This is a genomic window from Streptomyces sp. NPDC017940, from assembly GCF_044328435.1.
Lineage (GTDB): Bacteria > Actinomycetota > Actinomycetes > Streptomycetales > Streptomycetaceae > Streptomyces.
In genome coordinates, this window is record NZ_JBIRHJ010000002.1 from 95,657 (window position 1) to 114,761 (window position 19,105).

The window sequence follows — 19,105 nt, forward strand, 5'->3', positions numbered from 1 at the left end:
AGCTCGCCCCACTGTCCTACGTCACCGGCTCCAGCTGGGCGTCCCTGCGGACCAGGGCGGCGTACCGGCCCCCACGGGCGAGGAGCTCGGTGTGGGTGCCGCGCTCGACCGTCCGGCCGGAGTCGAGGACCACGATCTGGTCGGCGTCGCGGACCGTCGACAGGCGGTGGGCGACGGTGAGCGTCGTCCGGTTGGCCGACAGGGCGTCGATGGCCTGCTGGACGGCGTGCTCGGTGCGGGTGTCGAGCGCGCTGGTCGCCTCGTCGAGGATGAGGACGGGCGGGTCGCGCAGGATCGTGCGGGCGATGGCGAGGCGCTGCTTCTCGCCGCCGGAGAAGCGGTGGCCGCGCTCGCCGACGACGGTGTCGTACCCGTCGGGCAGGGCCGCGATGTGGTCGTGGATCTGGGCCGCGCGCGCCGCCGCCCACATCTCCTCGTCCGTGGCGTCCGGCTTGGCGAAGCGCAGGTTGTCCGCGACCGAGGCGTGGAAGAGGTAGGTCTCCTGGGAGACGACGCCGACCGCGCGGGCGAGGGTGTCGAAGTCCAGGTCGCGCACGTCGACGCCGTCCAGCGTGACCCGGCCGCCGCTCACGTCGTACAGCCGGGGCACCAGGTGGCTGAGGGTGGACTTGCCGGAGCCCGTGGGCCCGACGACCGCGAGGCTGCCGCCCGCGGGCACCGTGAGGTCGATGCCGTCGAGCACGGGGGCGCCCTGCTCGTCGTAGCGGAAGACGACGTCCTCGAACCGGACCTCGCCCTTGACCGTCTCCAGCCGGACGGGTTCGTCGCGTTCGGTGATGTCGATGGGCAGGTCGAGGTACTCGAAGATGCGCTGGAACAGGGCGAGGGACGTCTGGATCTGCACACCGGTGGACAGCAGGCTCACGGTCGGCCGGAACAGGCCCTGCTGGAGCGTGACGAAGGCGACGAGCGTACCGATGGAGACGGTGGGGCCGCCGAGCTGGAAGGCGAGACCGGCGCTCCAGTAGATGACGGCGGGCATCGCCGCCATCACGATGGTGATCACGGACATGCGCCAGCGCCCGGCCATGTTGGAGCGGACCTCGAGGTCGACGAGCCGCTCGGACTCCTCCTCGAAGGACCGGGTGAGGGAGTCGGCGCGGCCCATCGTGCGGCCGAGCAGGATGCCGCTGACCGACAGGGACTCCGTGACCGTGGCCGCCATCGCGGCCATCTGCTTCTGGCGCTCGGTGGCTATCTTCTTGCGCTCGCGGCCCACGCGACGGCTGATCCACGCGAACACGGGGAGCAGCAGCAGCGAGACGACCGTCAGACGCCAGTCGAGGGCGAGCATCGCGACGACGGTGGCGATGACGCTCGTCAGGTTCGACACCAGGGACGTCGCCGTGGAGGTGACGGTCGCCTGCATGCCGCCGATGTCGTTGGCGATGCGGGACTGGACCTCGCCCGTGCGGGTGCGCGTGAAGAAGGCGAGGGACATGTGCTGGAGGCGGCCGTACACGGCGGTGCGCAGGTCGTGCATGACCTGCTGGCCGACGGTCGTCGAGATCAGGGTCTGCACGACGCCGAAGACGCTCGTGACCACCGCGCTGAGGATCATGCCGAGGGCCAGCAGGCTCAGCAGCCCCGTGCGGCCCTCGGGGATCGCGGTGTCGAGGATCTCCTTCAGGAGGAAGGGGGTGGCCACCGAGACCAGGGAGGCGGCACAGACCAGCAGGCCGACGAAGGCGAGGCGGCCGCGGTAGGGACGGAAGAGACGGAGGATGCGGCGCAGCTGGTGCGGTTCCTCGGGGACGCCCGATGCGGGGGCGGCGTCTGTGACACGGCCGCCTGTCGCGTGTTCGCCGATACGGCTGCCCGACGCGCGTTCGTCGACACGGCCGTCTGAGGTGTGCTCGCCGACGCGGCTGTCCGAGGTGTGTTTGTCGTAGCGCATGGGCTCCTACGGGATACGACGCGGGCCGGACGCGAAGGACCGGCGATGACCACAAGAGGATAGCTCATTGTTACCTATGCTCACAATGTACGAGGTCCTGATACCGTTCCCCCATGAGCACACCGGACACCGACGGACTCCTCGCCGAGCAGCTGCTGCGGCTCACCCGTCGGCTGCACCGCATCCAGAAGCGCCACCTGGAGCCCATCGGGGTCACACCGGCGCAGTCCCGCCTGCTGCGCACCCTGTCGTCCTACGACACCCCGCCGCGCATGGCCGACCTCGCGCAGCGCCTGGAGGTCGTCCCGCGTGCCGTGACCAGCCTGGTCGACGGCCTGGAGGGGGCGGGCCTGGTGCGCCGCGCCCCCGACCCCACCAACCGCCGCGTCATCCGCATAGAGCTCACGGAGGGCGGGCGCGAGGCCCTCGGACGGCTGCACGGCGCGCGCCGGGCCGCTGCGGAGGACATCCTGGCTCCGTTGGACACCGCGCAGCGCGCGCAGCTGGGCGGCCTGCTCGACGCCCTGTTCGACGCGCCGGATCAGCCACACTGCTGAGGGGGCGTCGGGGAGCCGCCCTCGGGCAGCCCCGACCCGCCGCCTGCCCCGCGACCCCGCCGACCCCGCCGAGGAGAGGCCATGCCCCTGCTGGAGCCCGATCCCGACGCACTGCGCCCCGCCACGGACGGCCGGGACCCGTCCTGCGACCGGGTCCCTGACGGCCGGGCCGGCGGCACGCCGGGACCGCTGCGCGACGAACTGACCGCGATCCTCGGCCCCGGCAAGGTCCTGAGCAAGGTGTCCGACCTGGTCCGGTACGCGTCGGACGCGAGTCCGTACCGCTTCGTGCCCCAGGTCGTGGTCGTCGCCGAGGACATCGACGACGTGTCGGCCGTCCTGTCGTACGCGCACGGCAGGGGCCGCGAGGTCGTCTTCCGCGCCGCGGGAACCTCGCTGAACGGCCAGGCGCAGGGCGAGGACATCCTTGTCGACGTACGCAAGCACTGGGCGGGCATCGAGGTGCTCGACGGGCCCCGCCGGAAGGCCGAGGGCACAGCGGACACGGCGGACACAGCGGGCCCAGCGCACGCACTGGGCTCCGTGCGGGCGCGGATCCGGCCCGGCACGACGATCGTGCGCGCCAACGCCACCCTCGCCCGGCACGGCCGCGTCCTCGGCCCCGACCCGGCCAGCGCGATCGCCTGCACCGTCGGGGGCGTCGTGGCGAACAACGCCTCCGGCATGACGGCGGGCACCACCCGCAACTCCTACCGCACGGTCGCGTCCCTGACCTTCGTGCTGCCCTCCGGCACGGTCGTGGACACGGCGGACCCGGACGCCGACGACCTGCTCGCGCACGCCGAACCCGCCCTGTGCGCCGGCCTCCTGGAGATCAAGCGCGAGATCGAGGCGGACCCGGAGCTCACCGCCCGTATCCGCGCGAAGTACGAGATCAAGAACACCAACGGCTACCGCCTGGACGCGTTCCTCGACGGCGCGACGCCGGTGCGGATCCTGCGCGGCCTCATGGTCGGCTCCGAGGGCACGTTCGGCTTCATCTCCGAAGTCGTCTTCGACACCCTCCCGCTGGACCGGCGGGTCTCCACCGCCCTGCTGTTCTTCCCCTCCCTGCCCGCCGCCGCGGCCGCCGTGCCGCGGTTCACCGAGGCGGGCGCGCTCGCGGTGGAGCTGATGGACGGCAACACCCTGCGCGCGTCGGTCGGCGTCCGGGGCGTCCCGGCCGACTGGGCGGGGCTGCCGAAGGACACTGCGGCGCTCCTGGTGGAGTTCCGCGCACCGGACGAGGCCCGTCAGACGGCCTACGAGGCGGCGGCCGCCGAGGTGCTCGACGGCCTCTCCCTCGTGGCACCCGTGGCCTCGGTGACCAACGAGTTCACCCGCGACCCGAAGACGATCACGGGCTACTGGACGGCCCGCAAGGCGTTCGTGGCGGCCGTCGGCGGCTCACGCCCCGCGGGGACGACGCTGATCACCGAGGACTTCGCCGTACCCCCGGCGCGCCTCGCGGAGGCCTGCGAGGCGCTCCTCGAACTCCAGACGCGGCACGGCTTCGACGCCGCCGTGGCCGGGCACGCGGCGCACGGAAACCTGCACTTCCTGCTGGCCTTCGACGCGGGCCTGCGCACCGACGTGGACCGGTACGCCGCGTTCATGGACGAGTTCTGCCGCCTCACCGTCGAGCGGTTCGACGGTTCGCTGAAGGCGGAGCACGCGACGGGCCGCAACATCGCGCCGTTCCTCGAACTCGAATGGGGACCGAAGGCGACGGAGCTGATGTGGCGCACCAAGCAGGTCATCGACCCGGACGGCGTGCTCGCGCCGCGCATCGTCCTCAACCGTGATCCGCGGGCCCATCTGCGCGGCCTCAAGACGATCCCCAAGGTCGAGCCGATCGCGGACCCGTGCATCGAGTGCGGCTTCTGCGAGCCGACGTGCCCGAGCGAGGACCTGACGACCACACCGCGCCAACGCATCGTGCTGCGCCGCGAGATGATGCGCCAGGCGTCCGGTTCGCCGGTCGAGGACGGTCTCGTCGAGGCGTACGGGTACGACGCCGTGGACACCTGCGCGGGCGACTCCACCTGCAAGCTCGCCTGCCCCGTCGGCATCGACACCGGCGCCCTGATGAAGGACTTCCGGCAGGCCAGGCACTCCCGGCGGGAGGAGCGCGTGGCCGCCCTGACCGCCCGGCACTTCGGCGCGGTCGAGGCTTGCGTGCGGCTCGCGGTGGCTGCGGCGGACAAGTTGGGCGGCCTTCTCGGCGGAGGCCGGGGTTCACGGGGTGGGCGTGGCGGCCTCGGGGACAGAGGGTCCCGTAGCGGCCTCGGGGAGGGCGGTGCGCGTGGCGGCTTCGGGGACGGCGGGTCCCGTGACGGTCTCAGGGACGGCGAGGGCCGTGGCGGCCTCGGGGACGACGGAGGTCCTGGCGAACGTGCCGGGCGTGACGCCCGTGGCAACCGCGGGGACCGCGTCCTGCGCGCCGTCACCCGTGCCGCCCGCAGGGCCGTGCGTCCCGACCTGGTCCCGGAGTGGCTGCCGGAGATCCCGGGACCCGCCTCCGCCAGGCTCCCGCACACCGCTCGCGTCGGCGCGTGCGCCGTCTACTACCCGGCGTGCGTCAACCGCATCTTCGCGAGCCCCGGCGACGTCTCCCTCGCCCAGGCCGTCGTCGCGGTCTCGGCCCGCGCCGGGAAGCCGGTGTGGATCCCGGGCGACGTCGCGGGCACGTGCTGCGCCACGATCTGGCACTCCAAGGGGTACGGGACCGGCAATGAACTGATGGCGAACCGTATCGTCGAGGCCGCCTGGGGCTGGACAGCGGGCGGCGCCCTGCCCCTGGTCGTGGACGCCTCGTCCTGCACGCTCGGCATCGCCCAGGAGGTCGTGCCGTACCTCACCGCCGACAACCGCAGACTGCACCAGGAGCTGACGGTCGTCGACTCGGTCGTGTGGGCCGCCGAGGAACTGCTGCCCCACCTCACACCGCACCGCCGCGTCGGCTCCGCGGTCCTCCACCCCACGTGCTCCATGAGCCACTTGGGCGACGAGGCACACCTGCTCACCGTCGCCGAGGCCTGCGCGGACGAGGTCGTGGTGCCCGACGACACCGGCTGCTGCGCGTTCGCCGGCGACCGCGGGATGCTGCACGAGGAACTCACCCGGTCCGCGACCCGCAAGGAGGCCGCGGAGGTGACGTCCCGTACATACGACGCGTACCTGTCGGCGAACCGGATGTGCGAGGTGGGGATGGACCACGCGACGGGCCGAACCTATCGGTCCGTGCTGATGGAGTTGGAACGGGCCACGCGGCCCGAGGGCGCAGGGGGCCTAGGGGGCCCAGGGGGCCCAGCAGGTGGCCCGGGGGGCCCAGTGAGCACAGGGGACACAGAAGACACAGGGCCTGCCGGGGGTACCCGGCGGAAGTGAGCCCGGGCGCCCCGCACCCGGCACCGTCACGCCGTCGCCCCCCTGCCGCGTCGCACATGCGGACGCCACCACGCACCCGACGAAAAGTCCAACCCCCCGGCCACTTCGACCCCTTGCGCCCCGCTCGCACCGCCATCAGGGTGTCTTCCGCCCACAGGTAGGCACCGCGATGACGGAGGTCCGATGCACGACGAGAACGCGACACCGGCGCCCGAAGAGTCCACCGACGAGTCCACCGACGGTCACTCACGGCGTACGGTCCTCCGCACGGCCGGACTTGCCGGGGCGGGCCTCGGCCTGGGCGCCCTGGGCTCCGGCACCGCCCACGCGGACGCCCCCGCCGAAGCCCCGGCGGGAGTGGCGGCGACCGCGGCCGAGGCCCCGGCAGCCAAGGGCAGGACGATGATCGGCGTACCGTTCCAGGCCCGCTCCACGGTGCGCGTCGGCATCGTCGGCCTCGGCAACCGCGGTGGCGGCATGATCGACCTGTTCCTCGCGCAGCCGGGCGTACGCGTCGTCGCGCTGTGCGACCCGGTCAAGGACAAGGTGGCGAAGGCCTCGAAGAAGGTCGTCGCCGCAGGACAGCCCGCCCCCGCGGCGTACACCAACGGCGATCACGACTACGAGAAGCTGTGCCGCCGCGGGGACATCGACTTCGTGTACGTGGCGACGCCCTGGGACACCCACTTCGCCATGGCGAGGACGGCCATGCTGAACGGCAAGCACGTCGGTGTGGAGTGCCCCATAGCCATGCGCCTGGACGAGCTGTGGCAGCTCGTCGACCTGTCCGAGCGCACCCGCCGACACTGTATGCAGCTGGAGAACTGCTGTTACGGCAAGAACGAGATGCGGGTCCTGCGGATGGCGCACGCGGGCAAGTTCGGTGACCTGCTGCACGGCGCGGGCGCCTACAACCACGACCTGCGCGGCCTGATGTTCCACCCGACGTACTACGAGGGTCCGTGGCGGCGGCTGTGGCACACGCGGCTGCGCGGTGACCTCTACCCGAACCACGGCTTCGGTCCCGTCGCCAACTACATGGACGTCAACCGCGGCGACCGCGTCACCCACATCTCCAGCTTCGGCACCCCCTCACTCGGCCTCGCCGAGTACCGCAAGGAGCACATGCCTCCCGGCGACCCGAGCTGGAAGGAGACGTACATCGAGAGCGACCGCACCATCAGCCTCGTACAGACCGCCAAGGGCCGCGTGATCCGTCTGGAGCACGACGTCTCCACACCGCACCCCTACAGCCGCATCAACAGCCTCGGCGGCACCAGGGGTGTGTTCGAGGACTACCCGGAGCGCATCTACCTCGAGCCCGACCACACGGACGACGAGTGGGGCGACTTCGGCGAGTACGCCGCCGAGTTCGACCACTGGCTGTGGAAGGAACACGCCAACCCGCCCGGCGGGCACGGCGGCATGGACTACCTCATGGTGTACCGCCTGATGCAGTGCATGCGGCTCGGGCTCGTACCGGACTTCGACGTGTACGACGCGGCCACCTGGACGGCGCCCGTGCCGCTCAGCCACGCCTCGATCAAGGCCAAGGGCGCGCCGCAGGCGATCCCGGACTTCACCCGCGGTCTGTGGAAGAAGGCACGGCCCGGCATGGACTCGGAGAAGCCGAAGGAGTCCTGAGCGCACGGGGGTGGGCCACGGGGCGGGCTGCGGGGGCGGTCCGCGCGGAGCGCGCCCCGGCCACCGGGGTCCACCCTCGGCTCAGTCCCGCAGTGCCGCCTTGTCGCCCATCACCACGACCGGGTGCTGCTTCGGGTCCAGCGTGCGCAGCAGATACCGCATGCCGGACTTCGACAGGCTCACGCACCCGGACGTGCCGCTGCCGTGGTCCATGTGCAGCCAGATGCTGCCGCCCTTCGCCTGCCCCCGCGGGCGCGTGGGGTCGTTGGGCGGGGTGCCCTTGACGCGGTTGTAGTCGATGGCGATGACGTGGTCGAAGTCGTGCCAGTGCGTCTTCGGCCAGTAGCGCGGGGCCTGGAACGCCGCGGACTCGGTGTACGGGAGGCCGGAGCCGCGGGAGGGGTCGGGGTCGGCGAGGACACCACCCGCGTCGCTGAGCGTGAACACGCCCACCGGGCTGCGCTTGTCGTTCTCACGGTGGTCGAGCGTCCAGCCCTTCTTGCCGTTGTGGGCGGGCCAGCTGCGCTCCTTCTTCCAGGTGGCGTCTCCCCCTCCCGCTCCCGCGGCAGCTCTCGTGTAGAGAACGACCGTCGCGTCTGCCAAGTTCCTGCTCCGGCCGTAGACGGCCACCACCTGGCGGGAGTCGCGGGGAATCCGCGAGTGCAGCCGGTCGCCCACGTCCGGGATGCGCCGGAGATCGGTGGTGCGCCCGTCCGTGATCCCGTGCGCGCCCCTCTTGCCGCCCTTGCGTCCGTCACCCGTGTCGCTCGTGCCGCAGGAGGTCAGGGAGGTCAGCAGGACGGAGCAGACCGCTGCCGCGGCCGCCGTTCGCGCCACACCGGCTATACGCATGCGCCCCATGGTCGCACCGGGCCACGGCTGCGACGGACCGTGGGCCGCGCCCCGCCCCCGGGAATGGCCGACTCTTTGCCAGGTACCGGAAATTCGTTTGCTTCGAGCCACCTCGCGAGGCGAACCTTGCACAGTTTGTTGTCTCCACCCGTTCCTTCCGCTCCGTCCGCTGGGACATCATGCACATTCGCGATCTTCCGTACGCCGACCCGGGCGAGCCCGACACCCGCTCAGGACCCCGTTTCCTGTTCTGGCTGGGCCGCAACCAGCTCGGCGGCCAGCTCAAGGCCCTCGGCTGGGGGCTGCTGCACTTCCTCGGCATCGCGGCACTCCCGTACACCGTGGGGCTCGCGGTGCAGGCCGTCGTCGACGGTTCCGGCACCCGCCTCGCCGTCTCCGGCGGTGTGATCCTGCTGACCGGTGTCGCCGTCGCGCTCGGCGACACCATGCTGCACCGCACCGCGATCACCAACTGGATCACCGCGGCCGCCCGCACCCAGCAACTGCTCGCCCGCAAGACCGCGGTCCTCGGCGCCGCGCTCACCCGGCGGGTCGCCGCCGGCGAGGTGGTGGCCGTGTCCACCGGCGACGTCGAGAAGATCGGCTGGTTCGTGGAGGCGCTGTCCCGGTTCGCGGCGGCGGCCCTCACCTTGCTCGCGGTCTGCGTCGGTCTCCTGGTGTACCAGCCCGCGCTCGGCGCGGTCGTCGCCATCGGCATCCCGGTCCTGGCCCTCGCCGTCCTGCCGCTCCTTCCCCGCGCCACCCGCCGCGCCGACGTCCAGCGCGAGAAGGCCGGGCGCGCCACCGAGCTGGCCTCGGACACCGTCGCCGGGCTGCGGGTGCTGCGCGGCATCGGCGGCGAGGACCTGTTCCTCGACCGCTACCGGCGTGCCTCGCAGGAGGTACGGACGGCCGCGGTGCGCAGCGCCCGCATGTGGGCGGTCATTTCGGCCACACAAGTACTCCTTCCGGGGCTGCTGTTGGTCGCGCTCGTCTGGTACGGGGTGCACCTCGCCCGCGAGGGCCGGATCACGGTGGGTGAACTGGTCACCGTCTACAGCGCCGTGATGCTCCTCAACTACCCCCTGCGGCACTTCGAGGAGATCGCGATGGCGTACTCCTTCTCACGCCCCTCGGCGAAGCGCGCGGCACGAGTGCTTTCACTGGAACGGACGCGGCCGACGACACCGGATCGGGTGACGGCAACGGCATCGGAGCGGGTGCGGGAACCGGCATGGGAGCAGGTGCCGGAACCGGCGTCGGCGCGGGTGCCGGAACCGGCGTCGGCGCCGATGTCCGAGCAGGCGCTCGCGCGGGTCGGCAGCCCCTCCTCGGGCGGTGCGCAGGACGAACCCGCCGTGCCTGCCGGTGACCTCCAGGACCCGGCCACAGGTCTGCTCGCCCCGGCCGGAAGCCTCACCGCCGTGGTGTGCGGCGACCCGGACGCGGCCGGCCGTCTCGCCGAACGTCTCGGCGGGCACCCCGCGTCCGAGGAGGCGGCGGGCCTGCCGTCCGTCCGTCTCGGCGGAGTACCGCTCGACGACCTGCCGCTCGACGTCGCGCGTACCGCCGTCCTCGTCCAGGACAAGGACCCGGTCCTGCTGTCCGGAACCCTGCGCGCCCTGCTCGACGTACCGGCGTCCGGAGCCGTGAGTCCGCGGCGTGCCCTGGCCGCCGCGCAGTGCGGCGACGTGCTCGACGCCCTCGTCCAGGGGTCGGTCGGGGACGACCCCATGGACGCACGCCTCACCGAGCGCGGGCGTTCCCTCTCCGGCGGCCAGCGCCAGCGCCTCGCGCTCGCCCGGTCCCTCGTCACCGACCCCGAGGCCCTGGTGCTCGACGAGCCGACGTCCGCCGTCGACTCCCACACCGAGGCACGGATCGCCGACGGTCTGCGCGGGCTGCGCGCCGGCCGCACCACCGTGGTCCTCACCTCGTCGCCGCTGCTCCTGGACCGCGCCGACCGCGTCGTGTTCCTCCACGACGGCGAGGTCGGCGCCGTCGGCGAACACCGCGAACTGATCATCACCGATCCTCGGTACCGGGCCGTCGTGACGCGCGAGACGGACCACGAGGCGGCGGCGCCCGCCAAGGTCTCGGCAGCCGCGGTGGTCGCAGGACCGCGTGCCCAGGCGGCGAGACCGTCCGAGCACGACGACAGCCTGCGCAGGGTATGCGTACCGGACATCACGAACGACACAGGCACCGACACCGAGGAGCCCGCATGATCGGCCTGGCGCCACCGGCGTACGACCCGGCCGCCCCGACCACCGCGGAGACGCTGCCCGTCGCGGGACCCGCCACCGTACGCTCCTACGTGCGCGAGCTGTTCCGACGTCACCGCCGTGCCTTCCTGCTGCTCATCGGCGTGAACACGCTCGCCGTGACCGCGTCGATGGTGGGCCCCTACCTCCTCGGCGACGTGGTCGAGAGCGTCTCCGACGGATCTCGCGAACTCCACCTGGAACGCACCGTCGCCCTGTTCGCCCTGGCGCTCGTCGTGCAGGCCCTGTTCGTGCACCAGGTGCGGCTGCGCGGGGCGATCCTCGGGGAGCGCATGCTGGCGGACCTGCGGGAGGACTTCCTGGTCAGGTCGGTCGGGCTGCCGCCGGGCGTCCTGGAGCGCGCGGGCACCGGCGACCTGCTGTCCCGGATCACCACGGACATCGACCGGCTCGCCAACGCGATGCGCGAGGCCGTGCCGCAGCTGGCCATCGGCGTGGTGTGGGCGGGCCTGCTGGTCGGTGGGCTCGCCGTGACCGCGCCGCCGCTCGCACCGGCGCTGCTGCTCGCCGTGCCGCTCCTCGTCGTCGGCTGCCGCTGGTACTTCAAGCGGGCGCCGTCCGCGTACCGCTCGGAGGCCGCCGGGTACGCCGCCGTGGCCGCCGCGCTCGCCGAGACCGTCGACGCGGGCCGGACCGTGGAGGCCCACCGTCTCGGGGCGCGCCGCGTCGAACAGTCGGAGCGGCGCATCAAGGAATGGACCGCCTGGGAGCGCTACACGCTCTACCTGCGTTCGGTTCTCTTCCCCGTCATCAACGCCACCCACATCATCGTGCTCTGCTCGGTCCTGATGATCGGCGGCGTCTTCGTCCTGCGGGGCTGGATCGGCGTCGGCCAGCTCACCACGGGTGCGCTGATCGCCCAGATGCTCGTCGACCCGCTGAACATCATCCTGCGCTGGTACGACGAGATGCAGGTCGCGCACGTGTCCCTGGCGCGCCTGGTGGGTGTGCGGGACATCGAGCCCGAAGCGGGCGACGACTCCGTGCGGCCCGAGGGGCGGGACGTGCTGGCGGACGACGTGCACTTCGGCTACCGCGAAGGCGTCGACGTGCTGCGCGAGGTGTCCCTCTCCGTCCGGCCCGGTTCGCGGGTCGCGCTCGTCGGTCCGTCCGGGGCGGGCAAGTCCACCCTCGGCCGGTTGCTCGCGGGCATCTACGGGCCGCGCACCGGCCGGGTCACCCTGGGTGGTGCCGAGCTGGCGCGGATGCCAGCGGAGGACGTCCGCGCACACGTGGCGCTCGTCAACCAGGAGCACCACGTCTTCGTGGGTTCCCTCCGCGACAACCTGCTGCTCGCGCGGAACGGCGCGGACGACGCCGAGCTGTGGGCGGCCCTCGGCGCGGTCGACGCCGATGACTGGGCGCGCGGCCTGGATGACGAGCTCGACACCGAGGTCGGCTCGGGCGGTGTGGGTCTCACCCCCGCGCAGGCCCAGCAGATCGCCCTGGCACGGCTGGTACTCGCCGACCCGCACACCCTCGTCCTCGACGAGGCGACCTCGCTCCTCGACCCGCGTGCGGCACGCCACCTGGAGCGCTCCCTGGCCCGCGTCCTGGACGGCCGCACGGTGATCGCCATCGCCCACCGCCTGCACACCGCCCACGACGCCGACGTCATCGCCGTCGTCGAGAACGGCCGCATCAGCGAGCTCGGCAGCCACGACGACCTGGTGCGGGCCGACGGGGCGTACGCGGCGCTGTGGAGGTCGTGGCACGGGTGAGGCCGCGGGCGGGGGTGGGGGTGCGGCGGCGCGACCGGGCGGTGGTGAGGTCGGGCGCCCGGTCCCCGGCGCCTCGTGGGCAGGATGGCCGTCATGGACATCCGGCAGCTGGAGTACTTCCTCGCGATCGTCGATCACGGTGGCTTCAACCGGGCGGCGACCGCGCTCTACCTCTCCCAGCCCGCGCTCTCCCAGGCCGTGCGGGCCCTGGAGCGGGACCTGGGCGGCAGCCTGTTCCACCGGATCGGCCGCCGGGCGGTTCTCACCGAGGCCGGGACGGCGCTGATCGAACCGGCCCGGGCCGCCGTACGCAGCCTGGCGACCGCCCGGTCCTGCGTGGCGGCCGTCCACGAGCTGCGCGAGGGGAGGCTCGACGTCGCCGCCATGCCCTCCCAGGCGGTCGAGCCGCTGACCACGATGATCCGTGCGTTCAGCGGCCGCCACCCCGGAGTGTCGGTGAGCGTCCGGGCCGCCTTCACCTCCCGTGACGTCGTCGACATGGTGCGCACCGGCGCCGCCGAACTCGGCCTGCTCGCCACCTCGGGGCCGCTCCCCGACAAGGAGGTGGCCTCCCATGCCGCGGGGGAGCAGCGCTTCGTCCTGGTCACCCCGCCCGACGGGCCGTTTCCCGGGACCCGGTCGATCGCCTGCGAGGAGCTTGCCGGGCACCGGCTGATCGTCGGGCAGCGGGGCACCGGCATGCGCGCGTACGTCGACGGGCTGCGCGAGCGAGGGATCGACATCACCGTCGCTGCGGAGACCGAGCACCGGGTGGCGATCCTGCCCCTGGTCCTCGCCAGGGTCGGCCTTGCCGTGGTCACCGAGTCCTGGCGCACCATGGCCGAACAGGCGGGGGCTCTGGTCGTGGACATCGAGCCGAGGACGACCTTGCGGATTGCGCTGGTCAGCCGTCGTACGGGGCTTTCCCCTGCCGCCCGCACCTTCGTGGGCTGCGCGCTGGACGCCGTCGAGAGCCGAGCGGAGGAAGCCCGGCAGGTGGGCGGCAGATAGGCCGGGCCTATAAGGCAGATCGGCACAGCGACTTGGACGGTGAAGCGGCCTGCTTGCTGCAATCGGCGCATGACCCGCCACCACATCGCACTCATCCCCGGCGACGATATCGGCACGGAGGTCCTGCCGCCCGCCCAGCAGGTCCTGGACACCGTCGGCGCCCGCCACGGCGTCGGCTTCACCTACACCTCCTACGACTGGTCCTGCGAGCGCTACCTCCGCGAGGGCGCGATGATGCCCCCGGACGGCCTCGATCAGCTGCGCGAGAAGGACGCGATCCTGCTGGGCGCCGTCGGCTGCCCGGGCGTGCCGGACCACGTCTCCCTGTGGGGGCTGCTGATCCCGATCCGGCGCGGCTTCCGCCAGTACGTCAACATGCGGCCGATCAGGGTCTTCGAGGGAGTCGACAGCCCGCTGCGCGGCGCCGCCGCTGGTGACGTGGAGTTCGTCGTCGTACGGGAGAACGTCGAGGGCGAGTACAGCGAGATCGGCGGGCGGCTGAACCGCGGTACGCCCGAGGAGATCGCCGTCCAGGAAGCGGTCTTCACCCGCGCGGGAGTGACCCGTGTCCTCGACTTCGCCTTCGATCTCGCGGGACGGCGCGGCGGGGTGCTCACCTCGGCCACCAAGTCCAACGGCATCGTGCACACCATGCCGTTCTGGGACGAACTCGTCGCCGAACGCGCCGCCGTCCATCCACGGGTCTCCTGGGACCAGGAGCACATCGACGCGCTCGCGGCGAAGTTCGTCCTTGACCCCGCCCGCTTCGACGTGGTCGTCGCCTCGAACCTGTTCGGCGACATCCTCAGCGACCTCGCCGCCGCCGTCGCCGGGTCCGTCGGGATCGCACCGGCCGCCAACCTCAACCCGGAGCGCGCCCACCCCTCGATGTTCGAGCCGGTGCACGGCTCCGCCCCCGACATCGCGGGCCGCGGCATCGCCAATCCGCTCGGCACCATCTGGTCCGCGGCCCTGATGCTCGAGCACCTCGGCCACCCCGGGGCGGCCAAGGACGTCACCGACGCGATCGCCGCGGTCCTTGCCAAGACCGACGTCCGCACACCCGACCTCGGCGGCACCGCGACCACCGCCGAGTTCACCGACACACTCCTCGAACTGCTCTGACCGTTCCCACGCCCCGGCTGCGTCCACCTGGCTCTCGGCCTGATCGCCGTGAACGTCTTCCAGCCGGGCGCCGGCGTCCACGCCCACCCCGGGGAACTGCGCCTCTCCGGCGATGCCGCCCGGTACGTCAAGGACGGCGAGGGCCAGAGCTGGTGGCACTTCCTCACCGACGTGGTGCCCTCCAGCGCCGTGGGCGCCTTCGCCGAGGGCGACATCCTTCAGGTGATCTTCTTCTCGGTGCTCTTCGGTGTCGCGCTCAAGGCCGTGGGCCCGGCCGGAGCCCCGATCGTCGAAGGCGTGAACCGGCTGAGCACCGTCGTGTTCAAGATCCTCCACTACATCATGCTGGCCGCGCCCGTCGGAGCCTTCGGCGCGATGGCCTTCACCGTCGGCAAGTACGGCATCTCCACCCTGACCAGCCTCGGCCGTCTCATCGGCCTGTCCTACGGCACCTCGCTCTTCTTCGTCGTCGTGGTCCTCGGCGGCGCCCTGGCACTCCTGCGGATCAGCATCTTCCGACTCCTGAACCACCTGCGCGAGGAGTTCCTCGTCGTCCTCGGCACGTCCTCCTCCGAGAGCGTGCTGCCCCGCCTCATGACCAAGCTCGCGGCCCTCGGTGTACGTCGCGACATCGTCGGCCTGACCGTGCCGACCGGCTACTCCTTCAACCTCGACGGCAGCTCCCTCTACCGGTCCTTGGCCACCGTCTACATCGCCCAGGCCACCGACACACCGCTCTCCCCCGGCCAGCAGCTCGGCCTGCTCGCCGTCATGATCCTCACGTCCAAGGGCTCGGGCGGTGTCACCGGCGCCGGATTCATCGCCCTGGCCGCCACGCTCTCCAGCGTCGGCACCGTGCCCGCCGCCGGCATCATGCTGATCTTCGGCATCGACAAGTTCATGTCCGAGTGCCGCGCCCTGACCAACCTCGCAGGCAACAGCGTCGCCACCCTCCTCGTGGCCCGCTGGGAAGGCGCACTCGACACCGCCCGCGTCAACCGCGTCCTGCGCACCGGCACACCCGAACCGGCTGCGGACCCCGAACCGGAGTCCACCCCACCACCGGGCCACGACGGCCACGACACGGGATCCGCTCCGACCCTGGCCAAAACCTGGCACCAAGGCCCCGCCAGGCCGACCCGGGACTCCCCCGGACGGGCCCCGCCGCCTCAGATGAAATTGAGGGCGGCCGCGCCTCCCACGCCTCCGAGCAGCATGAACACCGGCATCAGGACCTTCAGCTCGATCCAGCTCCCGGCCCGGAACCGCATCATGCGCGGCGGCCCGATCGGGTACCAGCGCCTGCGTCCGATCGGGATGGGCCACAGGATCGGGCAGCCGGAGACGGTCAGCGCGTCCCCGATGTCGTGCACCAGCGCGCCAAGGACGATCGGCAGCCCCAGCCACAGGTACTCCTGGCCAGGCGCCGTGAACAGCCAGTCCGACCCGTTGCCCGGCTTGTCCAGGACACCCGCCATGATCCACGCGCTGGTCGCGGCGAGGAGCCAGACAAGGACATCGCTGCTCGACCCGCGCGCGGCCCGCCACAGCAGCCCTTCGATGGCGAGCACCATGTGTACGAAGAGCAGCGTCAGCACCGCCCAGCGGCCACCGGCCACCGCGAGCACCGACGCGCCCGCACCGATCAGCACCGCCCACACCCAGGTGTGCGTCAGCGTACGGTGACCGCCCGAGCGGCGCGGGTCCCCCGCTTTGCGAGTCGACCGGTACACGGCGTACGAGAGCTTGTCGACGATCTCGCACAGGCCGCGTGAGACCGGTCCGAAGGCGCGCGAGATGGTCGCCGACTTGTGGTCGAGGTCGGGCGCGAGCGCCGCTCCGGCGCAGATGAGCGCCCCCACAAGGAGCACCGGCCAGGGCATCGAGTGCCCCGCGGCAGCCGCGGCGGCGCCGACCCCCAGCCACGCCGCTGCCCCCGACAGAGAGTGTGCCGGTCCCATCATTGCTGCCGCCCGCCCCATTTCCGTTGTCCCCGAGCCCCGTTGGCGGACCAGCGTATCGTTCGTGATCTTCGTGCGGCCCTCCGGTTCCCTGATCGGGTCGGAAGAGGGGCAAGATGGGGGTGTGACCCTTATCGATCAGCTGCCGCCGGATGCCGACCCCGATGCCCTCTTCGAAGCCTTCTCGTCGTGGGCCGAGGAACAGGGCATCACTCTCTACCCGGCCCAGGAGGAGGCGCTGATCGAGGTGGTCTCCGGGGCGAACGTGATCTTGTCGACACCCACCGGGTCGGGAAAGAGCCTGGTAGCCGCCGGAGCGCACTTCTCCGCGCTCGCCGCCGACAAGGTCACCTTCTACACCGCGCCGATCAAGGCGCTGGTGTCGGAGAAGTTCTTCGACCTGTGCAAGCTCTTCGGGACCGAGAACGTCGGCATGCTCACCGGCGACGCCTCCGTGAACGCCGACGCACCCGTGATCTGCTGCACCGCCGAGGTCCTCGCCTCCATCGCGCTGCGTGACGGCAAGGACGCCGACATCGGCCAGGTCGTGATGGACGAGTTCCACTTCTACGCGGAACCGGACCGCGGCTGGGCCTGGCAGATCCCGCTGCTCGAGCTGCCGCAGGCACAGTTCATTCTGATGTCGGCGACGCTCGGCGACGTCTCCATGTTCGAGAAGGACCTCACCCGGCGTACCGGCCGCCCCACCTCCGTGGTCCGCTCCGCCACCCGCCCGGTCCCCCTTTCGTACGAATACCGCCTCACCCCCATCACCGAGACCCTGACCGAACTGCTCGAGACCAAGCAGGCGCCGGTCTACATCGTGCACTTCACGCAGGCACAGGCCGTTGAGCGCGCCCAGTCGCTGATGAGCATCAACATGTGCACGCGCGCCGAGAAGGACCAGATCGCCGAGCTGATCGGCAGTTTCCGCTTCACCACCAAGTTCGGCCGCAACCTCTCGCGCTACGTCCGGCACGGCATCGGCGTGCACCACGCCGGCATGCTGCCCAAGTACCGCCGTCTCGTGGAGAAGCTCGCGCAGGCCGGCCTGCTGAAGGTCATCTGCGGCACGGACACCCTCGGCGTCGGCGTGAACGTGCCCATCCGCACGGTGCTCTTCACGGCACTCACCAAGTACGACGGCAGCCGTGTGCGCACCCTGCGCGCGCGTGAGTTCCACCAGATCGCCGGACGCGCCGGGCGTGCGGGCTTCGACACGGCAGGCTTCGTCGTCGCGCAGGCGCCCGAACACGTCATCGAGAACGAGAAGGCGCTGGCCAAGGCCGGCGACGATGCGAAGAAGCGCCGCAAGGTGGTGCGCAAGAAGGCTCCCGAGGGCTTCGTGGGCTGGACGGAGAACACCTTCGAGAAGCTCATCACCTCCGATCCCGAGCCGCTCACGTCCCGTTTCCGCGTCACGCACACCATGCTGCTCTCGGTGATCGCCAGGCCCGGCAACGCCTTCGAGGCGATGCGCCGCCTTCTCGAGGACAACTACGAGCCGCGCAAGCAGCAGCTGCGCCACATCCGTCGCGCCATCGCCATCTACCGCTCCCTGCTCGACGGGGGCGTCGTCGAGAAGCTCGACGAGCCGGACGCCACCGGCCGCGTCGTGCGCCTGACCGTGGACCTCCAGCAGGACTTCGCGCTGAACCAGCCGCTGTCGACCTTCGCCCTCGCCGCCTTCGAACTGCTCGACCCCGAGTCGCCCTCGTACGCCCTCGACATGGTCTCCGTCGTGGAGTCCACCCTCGACGACCCGCGCCAGATCCTCGCGGCCCAGCAGAACAAGGCACGCGGCGAGGCCGTGGCACTGATGAAGGCCGACGGCGTCGAGTACGAGGACCGGATGGAGCGCCTTCAGGACATCACGTACCCGAAGCCGCTGGAAGAGATCCTCTTCCACGCCTACAACACCTACCGCACCAGCCACCCGTGGGTCGGCGACCACCCGCTGTCCCCGAAGTCCGTGATCAGGGACATGTACGAACGGGCGCTGTCCTTCACGGAGTTCACGTCGTTCTACGAGCTTGCCCGGACCGAGGGCATCGTCCTGCGTTACCTCGCGAGCGCGTACAAGGCGCTGGAGCACACCATCCCTGACGACCTGAAGTCCGAGGACCTGGTGGACCTCATCGCCTGGCTCGGCGAGATGGTCCGGCAGGTCGACTCCAGCCTCCTGGACGAGTGGGAGCAGCTCGCCAACCCCGAGGTCATGACGGCCGAGGAGGCGCAGGAGAGGGCCGACCAGGTCAAGCCGGTCACGGCCAACGCCCGCGCCTTCCGCGTCCTGGTCCGCAACGCGCTCTTCCGCCGCGTGGAGCTCGCCGCCCTGGACCACGTCGAGGAGCTCGGCGAGCTGGACGCGGAGTCCGGCTGGGACGCGGACGCCTGGGGTGCCGCCATGGACAAGTACTGGGACGAGTACGAGGATCTGGGCACCGGGCCCGACGCGCGCGGCCCCAAGCTGTTGCGCATCGAGGAGGACGCGGAGCACGGTCTGTGGCGCGTCCGGCAGACTTTCGCCGACCCGAACAGCGACCATGACTGGGGCATCAGCGCCGAGGTCGACCTCGCGGCTTCGGACGAGGAGGGCCGCGCCGTCGTCCGGGTCACGGACGTCGGGCAGCTCTGACCT

11 protein-coding genes and 1 pseudogene are annotated in these 19,105 nt (G+C 71.6%); 9 read left to right on the top strand and 3 right to left on the bottom strand.

The features are described from left to right. Positions 1 to 16: 16 nt before the first annotated feature. Positions 17 to 1,918: an ABC transporter ATP-binding protein gene (locus tag ACH4DX_RS06545; RefSeq protein WP_398114007.1), complete on the bottom strand. Its 1,902-nt coding sequence runs from the start codon at positions 1,916 to 1,918 to the stop codon at positions 17 to 19. A gap of 113 nt (positions 1,919 to 2,031) precedes the next feature. Here ACH4DX_RS06545 and ACH4DX_RS06550 point away from each other — a divergent pair, with 113 nt between their 5' ends. From ACH4DX_RS06550 to ACH4DX_RS06560, 3 genes are all read left to right on the top strand, one after another. After that, on the top strand, positions 2,032 to 2,475 hold the full coding sequence (locus ACH4DX_RS06550) for a MarR family winged helix-turn-helix transcriptional regulator (RefSeq protein WP_398114009.1): 444 nt from the start codon (positions 2,032 to 2,034) through the stop codon (positions 2,473 to 2,475). Between the two features lie 81 nt (positions 2,476 to 2,556). Beyond that, positions 2,557 to 5,865, top strand: a complete 3,309-nt coding sequence (locus ACH4DX_RS06555; protein ID WP_398154249.1) for an FAD-binding and (Fe-S)-binding domain-containing protein — start codon at positions 2,557 to 2,559, stop codon at positions 5,863 to 5,865. 183 nt (positions 5,866 to 6,048) lie between these two features. Continuing rightward, entirely contained in the window at positions 6,049 to 7,509 is a 1,461-nt protein-coding gene (locus tag ACH4DX_RS06560) for a Gfo/Idh/MocA family protein (RefSeq protein ID WP_398154250.1), read from the top strand. 81 nt (positions 7,510 to 7,590) lie between these two features. On the opposite strand, the gene ACH4DX_RS06565 is transcribed toward ACH4DX_RS06560, so the two are convergent. Continuing rightward, positions 7,591 to 8,361 carry a L,D-transpeptidase family protein gene (locus tag ACH4DX_RS06565; protein ID WP_398114014.1) on the bottom strand — a complete coding sequence of 257 codons (771 nt, stop codon included), beginning with the start codon at positions 8,359 to 8,361 and terminating at the stop codon, positions 7,591 to 7,593. A 179-nt stretch (positions 8,362 to 8,540) separates the two neighbouring features. Between ACH4DX_RS06565 and ACH4DX_RS06570 the strand changes: the two genes are divergently transcribed. From ACH4DX_RS06570 to ACH4DX_RS06590, 5 genes and pseudogenes are all read left to right on the top strand, one after another. Continuing rightward, a complete protein-coding gene (locus ACH4DX_RS06570) occupies positions 8,541 to 10,589 on the top strand; it encodes an ABC transporter transmembrane domain-containing protein (protein WP_398154251.1) in 2,049 nt (682 codons plus the stop codon). Beyond that, the gene (locus ACH4DX_RS06575; RefSeq protein ID WP_398154252.1) at positions 10,586 to 12,367 is read left to right on the top strand and encodes an ABC transporter ATP-binding protein; all 1,782 of its coding nucleotides are present in this window, start codon (positions 10,586 to 10,588) and stop codon (positions 12,365 to 12,367) included. The genes ACH4DX_RS06570 and ACH4DX_RS06575 overlap by 4 nt, the downstream gene beginning before the upstream one ends. 93 nt (positions 12,368 to 12,460) lie before the next feature. Continuing rightward, positions 12,461 to 13,378: a LysR family transcriptional regulator gene (locus ACH4DX_RS06580; RefSeq protein WP_398154253.1), complete on the top strand. Its 918-nt coding sequence runs from the start codon at positions 12,461 to 12,463 to the stop codon at positions 13,376 to 13,378. A gap of 69 nt (positions 13,379 to 13,447) precedes the next feature. Then, positions 13,448 to 14,503: a tartrate dehydrogenase gene (locus ACH4DX_RS06585; protein ID WP_398154254.1), complete on the top strand. Its 1,056-nt coding sequence runs from the start codon at positions 13,448 to 13,450 to the stop codon at positions 14,501 to 14,503. 39 nt (positions 14,504 to 14,542) lie between these two features. Beyond that, positions 14,543 to 15,460, top strand: a pseudogene (locus tag ACH4DX_RS06590) (cation:dicarboxylate symporter family transporter); the annotation flags it as partial. A 212-nt stretch (positions 15,461 to 15,672) separates the two neighbouring features. On the opposite strand, the gene ACH4DX_RS06595 reads toward ACH4DX_RS06590, so the two are convergent. Beyond that, positions 15,673 to 16,467: a metal-dependent hydrolase gene (locus tag ACH4DX_RS06595; protein WP_398154255.1), complete on the bottom strand. Its 795-nt coding sequence runs from the start codon at positions 16,465 to 16,467 to the stop codon at positions 15,673 to 15,675. 121 nt (positions 16,468 to 16,588) lie between these two features. Here ACH4DX_RS06595 and ACH4DX_RS06600 point away from each other — a divergent pair, with 121 nt between their 5' ends. Next, positions 16,589 to 19,102: a DEAD/DEAH box helicase gene (locus ACH4DX_RS06600; RefSeq protein ID WP_398154256.1), complete on the top strand. Its 2,514-nt coding sequence runs from the start codon at positions 16,589 to 16,591 to the stop codon at positions 19,100 to 19,102. The last annotated feature ends 3 nt before the right edge of the window (positions 19,103 to 19,105 follow it).